General features: G+C 40.5%; 13 protein-coding genes. 9 read left to right on the top strand and 4 right to left on the bottom strand.

Going from position 1 to position 13,405, the window contains the following annotated elements; genetic code table 11:
* Positions 1-31: 31 nt before the first annotated feature.
* Positions 32-1,528, top strand: coding sequence for an aldehyde dehydrogenase family protein (locus CJ483_RS15290; RefSeq protein ID WP_259455675.1), 1,497 nt, complete (start codon positions 32-34; stop codon positions 1,526-1,528).
* Between the two features lie 27 nt (positions 1,529-1,555).
* Complete coding sequence (locus CJ483_RS15295; protein WP_120036024.1) at positions 1,556-2,929, top strand: putrescine aminotransferase; 1,374 nt, start codon at positions 1,556-1,558, stop codon at positions 2,927-2,929.
* Between the two features lie 249 nt (positions 2,930-3,178).
* Here CJ483_RS15295 and CJ483_RS15300 read toward each other — a convergent pair whose 3' ends face one another.
* Positions 3,179-4,117 carry a LysR family transcriptional regulator gene (locus CJ483_RS15300; protein ID WP_182917072.1) on the bottom strand — a complete coding sequence of 313 codons (939 nt, stop codon included), beginning with the start codon at positions 4,115-4,117 and terminating at the stop codon, positions 3,179-3,181.
* A gap of 261 nt (positions 4,118-4,378) precedes the next feature.
* Between CJ483_RS15300 and CJ483_RS15305 the strand changes: the two genes are divergently transcribed.
* From CJ483_RS15305 to CJ483_RS15320, 4 genes are all read left to right on the top strand, one after another.
* A complete protein-coding gene (locus tag CJ483_RS15305; RefSeq protein WP_120036026.1) occupies positions 4,379-5,680 on the top strand; it encodes an ArgE/DapE family deacylase in 1,302 nt (433 codons plus the stop codon).
* A gap of 63 nt (positions 5,681-5,743) precedes the next feature.
* On the top strand, positions 5,744-7,081 hold the full coding sequence (locus CJ483_RS15310) for a flavin monoamine oxidase family protein (protein WP_120036027.1): 1,338 nt from the start codon (positions 5,744-5,746) through the stop codon (positions 7,079-7,081).
* A gap of 108 nt (positions 7,082-7,189) precedes the next feature.
* On the top strand, positions 7,190-7,834 hold the full coding sequence (locus CJ483_RS15315) for a GNAT family N-acetyltransferase (protein ID WP_120036028.1): 645 nt from the start codon (positions 7,190-7,192) through the stop codon (positions 7,832-7,834).
* 63 nt (positions 7,835-7,897) lie between these two features.
* Entirely contained in the window at positions 7,898-9,253 is a 1,356-nt protein-coding gene (locus CJ483_RS15320; RefSeq protein ID WP_120036029.1) for an APC family permease, read from the top strand.
* Positions 9,254-9,429: 176 nt separating this feature from the next.
* On the opposite strand, the gene CJ483_RS15325 is transcribed toward CJ483_RS15320, so the two are convergent.
* The 3 genes from CJ483_RS15325 to CJ483_RS15335 form a co-directional block, all read right to left on the bottom strand.
* Positions 9,430-9,744, bottom strand: a complete 315-nt coding sequence (locus CJ483_RS15325) for a DMT family transporter (RefSeq protein WP_120036030.1) — start codon at positions 9,742-9,744, stop codon at positions 9,430-9,432.
* Entirely contained in the window at positions 9,741-10,079 is a 339-nt protein-coding gene (locus tag CJ483_RS15330; protein ID WP_120036031.1) for a DMT family transporter, read from the bottom strand. The genes CJ483_RS15325 and CJ483_RS15330 overlap by 4 nt, the downstream gene beginning before the upstream one ends.
* 78 nt (positions 10,080-10,157) lie before the next feature.
* On the bottom strand, positions 10,158-10,736 hold the full coding sequence (locus tag CJ483_RS15335; RefSeq protein WP_120036032.1) for a TetR/AcrR family transcriptional regulator: 579 nt from the start codon (positions 10,734-10,736) through the stop codon (positions 10,158-10,160).
* A 207-nt stretch (positions 10,737-10,943) separates the two neighbouring features.
* Here CJ483_RS15335 and CJ483_RS15340 point away from each other — a divergent pair, with 207 nt between their 5' ends.
* The 3 genes from CJ483_RS15340 to CJ483_RS15350 are packed head-to-tail and all read left to right on the top strand — an operon-like array spanning position 10,944 to position 13,404.
* Positions 10,944-11,486 carry a helix-turn-helix domain-containing protein gene (locus CJ483_RS15340; protein ID WP_120036033.1) on the top strand — a complete coding sequence of 181 codons (543 nt, stop codon included), beginning with the start codon at positions 10,944-10,946 and terminating at the stop codon, positions 11,484-11,486.
* 18 nt (positions 11,487-11,504) lie between these two features.
* The gene (locus tag CJ483_RS15345; protein ID WP_120036034.1) at positions 11,505-12,608 is read left to right on the top strand and encodes an ABC transporter ATP-binding protein; all 1,104 of its coding nucleotides are present in this window, start codon (positions 11,505-11,507) and stop codon (positions 12,606-12,608) included.
* Positions 12,601-13,404, top strand: coding sequence for an ABC transporter permease (locus tag CJ483_RS15350; protein WP_120036035.1), 804 nt, complete (start codon positions 12,601-12,603; stop codon positions 13,402-13,404). The genes CJ483_RS15345 and CJ483_RS15350 overlap by 8 nt, the downstream gene beginning before the upstream one ends.
* The last annotated feature ends 1 nt before the right edge of the window (position 13,405 follow it).

Below are 13,405 nucleotides of genomic sequence, written 5' to 3' on the forward strand. Positions count from 1 at the left end.
AAAGCAAACGGAGAATAGGAGGATGAAAAGCATGTTAGAAACGCAGGCTGTAAAAACTCTTGATTTGAAAATGTACATTAATGGGGAATGGACAAACTCCAGTGACAATAAAACACGTGAAGTATTCAATCCAGCTACTGGTGAAGTAATCGCTCATGCGGCTGAAGGTACTGTCGCAGACGCCAGAGCAGCTATTGCTGCTGCCAGGGAAGCATTTGAAAGCGGTGTCTGGTCAGATCTTCCGACTGTTGAACGCGCTGCATACTTATTGAAAATTGCAGACAAAATCGACGAAAAAGCAGAAGAGCTGACAGCACTAGAAACAATGAATAATGGTAAGCCACTTCGCGAAGCAGAAGGTGACATGGCAGATGCTGCAGCTTGTTTCCGTTACTATGCCGGTATGATCACTCAACCGGACGGCGAAACGTACCATGTAGCGGACCCAATGCAAGCGATGGTTGTGAGAGAGCCAGTTGGCGTATGCGGATTAATTGTTCCTTGGAATTACCCAATGCTTATGAGTGTTTGGAAAATCGCTCCGGCGTTAGCAGCAGGAAACACAGTTGTTTATAAACCTTCTGAAGTAACACCGGTTACACCGACAAAATTAATGGAAATTATCGAAGAAGTAGGCGTGCCAAAAGGCGTTATCAATATGGTACACGGCGCGGGCCCTGTTGTTGGAAATGAAATTGCTTCTCATAAGGATGTAGACATGGTGTCTTTCACTGGCGGTACAAAAACAGGAAAACACATCATGAAAACAGCTGCCGATACGATGAAGAAAGTTTCCTTGGAACTTGGCGGAAAATCACCAAATATCATTTTTGCTGATGCTGATTTCGAAGTGGCAGTAGATTACGCATTGTTCGGTATTTATTCCGGATCAGGCCAAGTATGTTCATCCGGTTCAAGAATTCTTGTAGAAGAAAGCATCTATGATAAATTCATCGAGCGTTTCACAGAGCGCGCGAAAAAAATTCAAGTGGGCAATGGAGCAGACCCAGAAACAGAAATGGGACCGCTTGTCAGCCAGCAGCACATGGAAAAAGTATTAAGCTACATTGAAATCGGTAAAGAAGAAGGAGCTCGCTTGTTATTCGGCGGAGAGCGCTTAACAGAGAACGGACTGGATAAAGGCTTCTTCGTAGCTCCAACGGCGTTTGCTGATACAACACAAGACATGAGAATCGTTCAAGAAGAAATTTTTGGGCCGGTAGTAGCGATTCAAAAATTCAAAGATGAAGCAGAAGCTATCCGCTTAGCCAACGATACGGATTATGGTTTAGCAGGTGCTGTATTTACTATTGATGGAGCGAAAGCACTTCGCGTGATCAAGAAATTGCGTGCGGGTATTACATGGATCAACTCCTACCATCCAACTTACAACGAAGCTCCTTGGGGCGGTTATAAGCAAAGTGGTATCGGCCGCAGCTTAGGAACATACGGATTGGATGAATTCCAAGAAATTAAACAAATCAACATCAACTTAGAAGTAGAACCAGTAGGCTGGTTTAAAAACTAATCAAAAATTGCAGGAGTGGAGATATAAATGAGTACAAAAACAGAATTGAAAAACAACGAGCAAATGGCACAAGTGAACGATTATATTAAACAAGTACTTGATATGATCGAAAAACAAGAGGTAACAGCAGAAGAAGCACAATGGGTAACAAAAGAAACAGTTGATAACTTCCGTGACCACGTCAACCCAGGCTTCCTTGCTTATCGTAAAACAGTAACAGAAGGTGGACAATTCGCAGCAGTTGAATGGTCTGACGAAGGTTCTTGTTTTACTGATATCAACGGCAAGAAGTACATTGACTGTCTTGGCGGCTTCGGTATTTATAACGTTGGCCATCGCCATCCAAAAGTTGTTAAAGCTGTAACAGATCAATTAAACCGTCAAGCTCTTCACAGCCAGGATTTACTTGATCCGCTTCGTGCGATGCTTGCTAAAATTTTAGCAGACATTACACCTGGCGATTTGCAATATTCTTTCTTTACAAACAGTGGAACAGAAAGCGTTGAAGCAGCATTGAAGTTGGCAAAAATGTACAGCGACCGCTCTACGATCATTTCAACAACACGCTCTTTCCACGGAAAAAGCTTAGGATCGCTTTCCGGTACTGCTAAAGGGGTATTCCGCAAGCCATTCCTTCCATTGATTCCTGGATTCCGTCATGTGCCATACGGTGACATCGACATGATGAGAAAGACGTTTGAATCTTGTGCCCTTGTTGGCGAAGATGTAGGCGCAGTAATCTTGGAACCAATTCAAGGTGAAGGTGGTATCATTATTCCTCCTGCCGGTTACTTGAAACAAGTAAGAGAATTGTGTGACGAGTATGATGTTGTCTTAATTTTTGATGAAGTGCAAACTGGTATGGGTCGTACAGGAAAAATGTTCGCAGCTGAGTTATACGAAGTAACGCCTGACATCATCTGTCTTGCAAAAGCATTTGGCGGCGGTGTAATGCCAGCTGGAGCAGTTGTTGCAAACGAAAAAGTATTCAAAAACTTATTCGACAACCCATTCATGCATACAACAACATTCGGCGGTAACCCACTTGCTTGTGCGGCAGCGATCGCTACAATTGGCGTACTAATCGAAGAAAATCTTCCAGAAAGAGCAGCTGAAGTCGGCGAGTACTTCTTGAAAGGCTTGAAAGAAGCTGCTGCTGAGCATGGAGATAAAGTGTTAGAAATTCGCGGCCAAGGCTTAATGATCGGTATCGAGTTCCATAAAGATGAAATCGGCTATGAAGTATCAAAAGGCATGTTTGACCATGGCATCCTTGTAGCTGGTACACTAGTTAACTCAAAAACTATCCGTATCGAGCCGCCATTGACAATTAGCTATGAAGAAGTAGACACAGTAATCAATACATTTAAAGAAGTATTGGCTCAAGTAGCTGTACAATAAAAAAGAACCCCCCGGTCCTTGTACCGGGGGATTTCTTTTGATCTTAAATGAAGCATATATAGATGATCATCTATCAAAGTCATTAAAAATATATATTTCACTTTATTTGAAATCCGATATACGATAAATATATTAATTTTTATAAAGAGAGGTGGCTTTCTCGTTTGTTGAGTTCATTACTTGTAGTAACTTCTGATTTATTACGTATGGAGAATGCTAGTTTGACAAGTGCTGTTACCAGCTGAATAGTTATATGAAATTATTCATTAGATAGTTTGGATTCACGCTCGCATTAAGTTCTTTAGAAATTTGAACTACTTGCTGAAGAAAATGCTCAGTAGTTGCACTTCTAAATCTGCCTCTTAAAGTAATAAGCTCTAAACTGGATGTTAAAGAGGGAGATTCAATATCTTTAAATACAGGTAATCCCCCGCTGAATGGAAGGTATTTGTAAGAATTCGGTAAAAAGGTTACACCAACTCCTTTGCTGGCCAGAATTACCATAGGTAGCCCTTGGGTTCCCCAATACTTTACTTTTGGGGTAAATCCTACTTGTTTACACATCTTAATGATGTAGTCAGACAAGCCAGAGCCGGTAGTAGTAGTGTTTAGCAAAAAGTTCTCTTCAGCAAAATCTTTTAAATGCAGTCGGTCTTTTCTAGCAAAAGGGTGTTCGCTGTGAAGGCAAGCTACTATAGGTTCAGTAATAATAGAATATGTCTCAAAAATTTCTTCTGAAAAAGTAGTTCGAACAATAGCTGCATCCAACTGATTAGACAGCAATTGCTCTGATATATATTTAGTGTTTCCTTCAATGACATGGACTGTAACATTAGGAGCAGTCTTCTGCATATTTTCAACTATTTTCGGGATAATAATCAAATTTGCCGCTGTGGAACAGCCTACTTTGATTTCCCCGCGCATTCCTCTAGAAGCTTCATTTACTTCAACGAGCATATCGTCGACTGAGGTAATAACATTTTTGGCTCTTTTATAGAGTAGATTTCCTACATCAGTGAGTATCAGCCTTTTGTTTTCTCTTTTAAAAAGCAAAACACCCAGCTCCTCCTCAAGCTTCTTAATCATAATGCTTAAAGAGGGCTGAGAAATATTTAACTTTAGAGCAGCAGCAGAAACTCCTTGAGCTTCCACAACTGCCACAAAGTATCTAAGCCGGTTAATATCCATAGTAAGATTTATTTCTCCTTTCCCAAATAGCATAAATAATGGGCGATCGTACCGCTGCTTAAGAGAATTCTCTCACAAGCATATCTATATAAGCATTGTCTGGATATGCTTATGAAAATTGCAAGTAAGCCAATTTATATCAATAGTTATCAGAATAATTATAACATTTAATCTATTTTTAAGCTTTTAATTAGATTGGGCTGGAAGAGCAAATAAGGACTTTCCGAATAAAGAAAAATCAGGTGGTGAAACAAACAAAATATGAACATTTACCGAGAAAAGATCGAGCAATATATAGACAAAAATCAAGAACAATTAATAGAACACATACGCAATGTTGTGAAAATAAAGAGTGTCATTGGCGATGAGGAAGAAATGCAAGAATATATGAAGAGAATTTATCAAGAAATTGGATTGGAAATACATGAAGTGACTCCTAATTATCACAAGCTTGCAAACCATGAAGCGTTTGTTGATTCTGGCATTCCGTTTGAAAAACGAAAAAATATCATCGGTTTGTATAATGGTACAGGTGATGGAAGATCACTTACATTACACGGCCACGTAGATGTTGTTTCACCCAACCCTTTAGAAAAGTGGACGAAGCCACCCTGGGATGGAAAGATAGAAGGAAATAAGCTTTACGGGCGTGGATCGGCGGACATGAAGGGCGGATTGATTGCTAATTGGTTCGCTTTAAAAACACTGATAGATTTGAACATACAGTTAAAAGGAACGGTTCAGCTTCATAGTGTGATTGAAGAAGAAGCAGGAGGCGGAGGCGGAGCGCTTGCGTGTTTAGAGGCCGGATATATAACAGACGGTTATATTTCAACGGAACCCCACAATTTAAATGTAACGATAGCACATGCTGGAATTTTGTATTTCAGAATAAAGGTCATTGGCAAGACGGCTCATGCAGGCTTAGCCCACGAAGGCGTGAACGCTATAGGCAAGATATACAAAATTTATGATGCTATGGAGGCACTTAACCAGAAAAGAGCGAAGGAAATACATTTTGAGCTGTTTAATAAAGGCTCCGGCCAGTCGGTTCATTTGAATCAGGGAACACTTCATGCAGGCGATTGGGTTTCCAATGTAGCGGGACACGCAGTCTTAGAGTGTCGGATTGGGTTTATTCCTGGTGAGAGCCGGAAAGACATTAAAAAGCTAATACATGAAACGATTGAGAAAGTGATGAGAGAGGATGAATGGATGCAGCAGAATCCACCCGAAATCGAATGGTTTGGCTGGTCAACAGAGCCTTGGTATCAAGACCCGGAGGATGAGTTTGTCCAATCATTTGTCCAGACAGCTTCTAGCATTTTAGGGAAGCCAACGAAAATCATTGGCCGGGCCTCCGGGAACGATGCCCGTTTTACTCAGTATTACAACAAGCCGGGCATATGCTTTGGACCAAGGGGGAGTAACATACATGGTCCGGATGAATTTGTTGAATTGGATAGTGTCGTTAAAGTTGCTAAAGTGTTGGCGAATTATATTGTTGAATGGACGAGCAGCCCTCAGCTAAAAAAAGCCGACCAAAAGCCAGTTTTAAAGTAGAGCGTTTTTTGTATTAAAAAGCATGCAGAAAATTGAGATAGCAAAGAGGCGGAGGGATAAATAATGGTTCAGCAAACTGATTCGAAACAATATGACGCTATTATCGTTGGAGGGGGATTTACAGGTTTAGTTGCAGCCCGTGAGCTTAGTATGCTGGGACACAGTGTCACTTTGCTTGAAGGGCGGGATCGTTTAGGAGGGCGTACTTGGACTGATCACCAATTAGGAAGCAATCTCGAAATGGGCGGAACTTACGTTCACTGGTACCAACCTCATGTATGGACTGAGCTGACCCGTTACGGCCTTGAAGTGTACCAAGCTCCATCTGCTCAGAAAGCGTATTGGATTACGGGGGAGAAGGTACACTCAGGAACTCCTCAAGAGTTGAACTCTATAGTAAAAGAAAGCTTTGAGCGTTTGATGAGCCAAGCGAACAAACATCTTCCTCTTCCTCACAGTCCCTTACAATCTTCTTCTTTGCGAGAGTTAGATGGAAAATCAGTGATGGAATACCTGGAGAGTTTTACTCTAGCACAGGAGGAATATGACTTTTTAAGCAGCTTGTTAGCAACTGATTTTAATGGGTCACCGGAAGAGGGAGCCCTTACCCAGATGTTTCGCTGGTGGGCTTTTGCCAATGGAAATCGTTATGTCTTTGCTGATACGGTCTCAAGATTCAAAATAAAAACAGGAACCCGCTCACTTATCAATTCGATCGCAGCTGATATTGATGCAGACATACAGCTATCTGTAGCTGTTGCTTCTATAGACCACACAGGTGATTATGTGGAAGTTCATACAGAAGATGGCCAGTGTTATGAGGCGAGAGCGGTTATTGTTACTGCTCCATTAGCGACATTAGATAACATTCAATTTAGACCGGAACTATCGAAAGAAAAACAAGCTTTTATAAACGAAAAGCAAGTCTCAAAAGGAGTTAAAGTCTGGGCACGCGTGAGAGGAGAGATGGAACCTTTTGTTGCTTATGCCCCTTCAGAGTATCCTCTTAACTCCGTTCATCTGGATCATACAGTTGAAGGTGACAGCATTGTAGTTGGATTCGGCCCTAATGCTGATCGCTTAGATCCTAATGATCGATATGCAATAGAGAAGGCATTGCAATGCTGGCTCCCTGATATAGAAGTGGTTGAAAGCGCGGGCCATAATTGGGCAGCGGACGAATTCTCCCGGGAAACCTGGTCGATGCTGAAGCCAAACCAATTAACCTCTTATATTGAAGAAATGAGACGCCGGGAAAACGGGGTATTTTTAGCAGGTGCAGCCTATGCAAATGGATGGGGAGGATTTATTGATGGAGCGATTGAAAGCGGCATTACTACAAGCAGAAGAGTAAGTAAATATATTGCTGCAAGCAAAGCTTGTCCATCCTGCAATTTGTAAAGCTGATAAACCGGCAGAAACTTCTCTGAAGATCAGGCCTTTTATTTTTTTTTAAAATCCTCCATTATTTCATATTAATGAAATTTAACGGAAAAGGGGTAGCGGTTAATGTCAAAGTCTAAATTGGAATCAGAAATAACTGTTCATAATATTGGATACGAAGATATAGATGAGGTGGTAAACCTGTCCCAGATAGTATTTGGACCGAGAATAGCATATAGGCGGGAGCAATTGGAAAGCCAATTGGAGATTTTCCCTGAAGGGCAAACCTGTATTAAATATAAAGAAAAAATCGTAGGCTCTTGTTCAAGTGTGATTGTTAACTTTGATGAATATGGAGTGCAGCATTCCTTTAAAGAAATATCAGATGAAGGATTTATTCAAAATCATAATCCGAATGGGATAAATTTATATGGAATTGACGTTACCGTTCACCCCGATTACCGTCAAATGAAGATTGGAAGGCGATTATACGAAACACGCAGAAATATTTGTCGGCAGTTTAATCTAAGAAGTATTATGTTTGGAGGCCGAATTCCTCACTATTACAAATACGCTGATAAAATGCCTGTAGATAAATATGTTGAATGCGTGATCCAAGGAAGTATTTACGATCCTGTACTCACATTCCAGCTGAGAAATGGCTTTACTGTAAAAACCATCATGAAAAATTATATTCCTGAAGACGAGGCTTCTTTAAAGTATGGAATATTAATGGAATGGTTAAATGACCATTATACTCCGCGTAATTAAGTTTCCCAAATAACAATTATTCATGAGAAATGAAAACGTTTCCGTGTATGGGGGGAGTGCAGTATGAATACGAATGAGAGTAAATTGAAAAGGACACTTAAATTAAGGCATATTTTAGTTCTTGGGCTTGCCTACATGTCACCTTTTGCAGTTTTTGATACGTTTGGTATCATTTCTGAACTGACAAATGGCCACGTTCCTGCATCCTATGTGCTTGTTATGATTGCAGTATTGTTCACCGTTTTCAGCTATAGCAAAATGGCCAAGATATATCCTTCCTCCGGCTCGGCGTACACTTATACAAGACGAACAATAAATTCTGGTCTTGGTTTTCTTGTAGGATGGGCGGTTTTGCTTGATTATCTTTTTCTGCCTATGATCAATGCAATGTTTACCGGTATCTACCTTTCGGCTGTGTTTCCAACTGTTCCTTCATGGATTTGGGTTCTTGGAATGGTTATTTTAATTACGACGATGAATATTGCTGGTGTGAAGATCGCGGTTTCTGCTAATACACTTATGGTAATTTTCCAAGCGTTAATCGCTGCTATTTTTATTTTTCTGACAGCACGTTCTATTATTGTAGGGAATATCGGGTACTTTTCGTTTAATCCTTTCTATTCAGAAGCAATGAATTTCTCCACCGTCTTTGCAGGAGCATCGATTTTAATGTTATCGTTTCTAGGATTTGATGCTGTTACTACATTGTCAGAGGAAGCAGTCAAACCAAAAACAGATATTCCCCGAGCCATCTTTCTGGTCGCTTTTCTTGGAGGCATTTTCTTTTTGGCAGTTTCCTACTTTATGCAGAGCTTATTTCCTAGTGTAGGGGCATTGGTGCAAATTTCTCCTGACATAGAGGAAGCCTCTCCAAATATTGCTCTTTATATAGGTGGAAGTCTTTTTCAGGCTATTTTTCTTTCTGGGGCACTTACAGCCTGTATTGCATCCGGTCTGGCTGGACAAACGAGCGCCTCGCGTTTACTGTATGCGATGGGACGGGACGGCATTTTATTTAAAAGAGTTTTTGCTTATATCCACCCCAAGCTGGCAACACCGGTCTTAAATATTGTTTTAACGGGGATTTTAGCGTCTTCAGCATTGTTTCTCAGCTTACACACAGCCACATCGTTAATTAACTTTGGAGCTTTTACGGCTTTTGCATTCGTAAACTTGTCTGTTGTTTTTTACTATTTCAAAAGAAATAAAAGTCATACTATGCGCTCTGTGTTTAGTCATGTTGCTGTTCCTTTTATTGGCTTTTCACTTAATGCTTATTTGTGGTACAAACTGGATACCGCTGCTATGACACTCGGATTATTCTGGATGGCAGTCGGATTTATTTACCTTTTAAGTGCGACTAAATTCTTTACAAAAGCTCCACCGGAATTTAATTTTGATGAATCGGCGGCTGGCTGATGGGATTAATGAAGCATAAAGAAATAGGCAGTTAGGATAAAAATACTTCAAGCCCTTCTCATTTGTGTTCAATTGTTGGCACTTTTGCCCAGCAGGCTTTTTGTACTTGACTCTAAATTAAGTAAAAAGTGTCAGTATCAAGGTGCATAAAAGCATTCTTGATACTGACACTTTTTTTAAGAAGTAAATTTCAATCCGGCTACACCCAGCATAATAAATAGAAGCGAGAGAAGTTGAAATTTATTCAATTTCTCTTTAAACCAAATAATGCTGACGAGGGTAATACCGACTGTACCAATACCGGTCCAGACAGCGTAAGCAACCCCTGCAGAAAGATCTGTCATCGCTCTTGATAAACAATAGAAGGAGAAGATAAAGCCAATCACCATGACAGCAATCGGCCACTTTCTCTTTGTGCCATTTACATATTTCATTGCAATCGTTGCAATGACTTCTTCAAAGCCAGCTAGAACTAAAAAGACCCAACTCATTGATATTCACCTCGACTTTGGTCTTTCTGTGTTGATGTGGATAATTTCATACCCGCTACTCCCGAAAGCAGCAAGACAACGAATATTAACTGGATGAGGGAGAACGGTTCTCCTAAATAAATTCCCATAAAATACGTGCCTGCTGTACCAATGCCGACAAAGACAGTGTAGGCAGCGGCCAGCGGGATCGTTTTATATGAACGAATGAGCAGAAGGAAGCTAGTAGCAATCAGCACGGTGATGACTGCCCAATCCGTTAGAGAATCGGCATGCTTCAAACCTGTCGCCCATACGATTTCCAATAGACCTGCAATTAATACAATAAACCAACTCAATGTAAGCACCTCAGTTATGAATGAATGTCATTCATTTTTTTGTTAAAAATTGAAACGCTTGGAAAAGCGTTTCGATACTTAGCGGGAAAGGGAGCGCTGTAGAAAAGAAAAGGTTTCCTCTTTACAGGCGGCTAAATCTCTTTTTTCTTCAGCGATATAAAAGCGCTCGGCAGCATTCTCAATTAAGTTAATAATAAGACGAGCCGTCCAATTGATATCAATGTCAGCAATGATTTCTCCCTTGCTGGCGGCTGACTGTAAAACTTCCTCTAGCCAATCATAGTAGGGAGTATAGATTGTTTCCCATTTTTCCATTGAATGCACAATGGCAAGGCCAGAGTAGCACAAAATAATAACCTCTTTGTAAGACTTCGTTAACTCAAACGTTTCATCGATAAGTGTTCGCATAATCTGCCAAAAGCCATTTATTCGTTTTGTTTCACTCTTAATTTTCTCTAGTGTCAAACTGAGCAAATCCTCTGCGATGGCAGGAATTAAATCTTTTTTTGAAGGAAAGTACAAATAAAACGTTCCCTGAGCAACGCCTGCCCGTTTAACAATGTCAGTAATTGAGGTTTGGTCGAGCCCTTTTTCAGAAATTACCTCGATTGCTGCCTGAAGAATTTTATTGTATTTGCCATCACTTTTTACCCGCATAGTAAATCCTCCAATAATAATGACTGAATATCATTCATTTTACAGTAATTTCTTATTGCTGTCAAGGCGTTGAAAAGTATAATTTTTGCTTGAGATTTCGTATATATGCATTATAATGAGAAACTAGATGTAAACTTACAGTTTTATAAAAGTAAACTTCATTTACTGAAAGTTTACTAAATATAAACAAAATCGAGGATTAAGAGGATGGAAATTGGGAAGAAAATTAAAAATTTAAGGTTGAAAAAGGGATTGACACAAGAAGAACTTGGAGAAAGAACAGATTTGAGCAAGGGGTATATTTCCCAATTGGAACGGGATTTAAGCTCACCTTCCATAGAAACACTCTTTCACTTGCTGGAAGTGTTAGGATGCTCTCCGAAAGACTTTTTTGATGAGGATAAGCGAGAACAGAAGGTTGTCTATGGAGAAGAAGATCAAACAGAGTATCTTGATGAGGAAAGAGGATATGAAATCCAGTGGCTGGTGCCTGAATCGAATGAAAAAGAGATGGAGCCGATTAAGCTGATTCTTCAAAAAGATGGAGAATTTAAGCGATTCGAACCATCACTGGCCGAAACATTTGGTTACGTGATGAGTGGCCGCATCAAAGTGCTGCTAGGCAATCAGGAATATGTGGCCGAGGCAGGAGAAGCGATTTATTTCCATTCATCCGAAGAGCATCAGATTATTAATGATTTTGATGGCCCATCTGAACTCATTATGACAGTGACAAAGTCTTACTTATAACAGAAAAGGGAGGGTATTATGGAAAAAGAAGTCATTATTCGCTTTGATAATGTAACGAAGCGCTATGATAACGATGCAGTTGTGTTGGATCGTGTAAGTTTTGAAATTGAGCGGGGGAAGTTTTATACACTTCTCGGGCCTTCCGGTTGTGGAAAGACAACGATTCTTCGGTTGATTGCCGGCTTTACGGAAGCATCAGAAGGAGACATTTATTTTAATGGCAAAAGGATTAATCAAGTACCTGCGAACAAGCGGCAAGTGAATACGGTTTTTCAAGACTATGCCCTTTTTCCGCACCTAAATGTCTATGAGAATGTTGCTTTCGGGCTGCGTATAAAAAAAGTCAAAAAAGATGAAGTGGATCGCAGAGTAAAAGAAGCCCTTCGTTTTGTCAATTTAAGCGGTTATGAGAATAGAGAAATTACAGAAATGTCCGGTGGGCAGCGGCAACGGGTGGCCATTGCTCGGGCCATTGTAAACGAGCCAGAGGTTATTTTGCTGGACGAGCCGCTGTCTGCATTGGATTTAAAGCTGCGCACAGAAATGCAATATGAGCTGCGTGATTTGCAACAGCGTCTAGGCATCACTTTTATTTTCGTTACGCATGATCAAGAAGAAGCCCTGGCTATGTCCGACGAAATATTTGTTCTCCATGAAGGACAAATCCAGCAAAGCGGTACACCGACAGATATTTATGATGAGCCGATTAATCGCTTTGTAGCCGATTTTATTGGAGAGTCTAATATCGTGCCTGGCAAAATGATCAAAGATTTTGAAGTAGAATTTGCAGGGAAAGTATTTGAATGTGTCGATCAGGGATTGAACCCAAATGAATCGGTGGAAATAGTGATCCGTCCGGAAGACTTGGAGATTACTTCATGGAATGAAGGTAAAATTCAGGTCAAGGTAGATTCTCAGCTGTTCCGTGGTGTTCACTATGAAATGCTTTGTTATGATGAAGCGCAGAATGAGTGGCTTGTTCACTCAACGAAGAAGGCAGTGGTAGGCGACAAAATCGGACTTAGTTTTGAACCGGAAGCTATTCATGTTATGCGCCTCGGCGAAACAGAAGAAGAATTCGACAAGCGATTAGAATCATATCAAGAGGCCGGTCATGAATAACAAGACGCGACTGGTTTATTTGCTGCCATATATACTTTGGATCGGCCTGTTTGTCGTTACGCCTATTTTGCTCGTTATCTACTATTCTTTTTTTGATTTACACGGAAACTTTACCTTTGCCAATTATGAAAAGCTATTTACCTTTGTTTATATAAAGATGATTGCCAGCTCGTTCTGGTATGCATTTTTAATTACGTTGTTTTGTTTGATTATTGCTTATCCAGCGGCTTACTTTATTACGAAAACAAAATATAAGCAACTGCTTCTGTTACTTGTCATTTTGCCGTCGTGGATTAACTTGCTACTGAAGGCTTATGCTTTTCTTGGCATCTTTAGCACGTATGGAGCTGCAAATAATTTTCTTGAGCTAATCGGCATTGGCGCACATCAGATTTTATTTACTGATTTTAGCTTTGTATTTGTCTCAGTCTATATTTTCATTCCATTTATGCTGCTGCCTATTTTTAATGCGCTCGATAAGCTGAATCCTGCTTTGATAGATGCTTCGCGTGATCTTGGAGCTTCTGCATGGACAACGTTTCGGAAGGTCATATTCCCGCTTACGCTCAGTGGTGTAAAGTCAGGGGTGCAGGCTGTATTCATTCCGGCTCTATCCCTATTTATGATTACCCGTCTAATTGCCGGCAACCGAGTGATCACGCTCGGCACAGCGATTGAACAGCATTTTCTTGTCACACAGGACTGGGGAATGGGATCAGCCATTGCTGTATTTTTGATTATAACGATGGTCGTCATTATGGTTGTGACCGGAGCAAGAAAGCGGGGGATTCAGTAAA

Source organism: Bacillus sp. PK3_68 (genome assembly GCF_003600835.1).
Taxonomy (GTDB): Bacteria; Bacillota; Bacilli; order Bacillales; family Domibacillaceae; genus Pseudobacillus.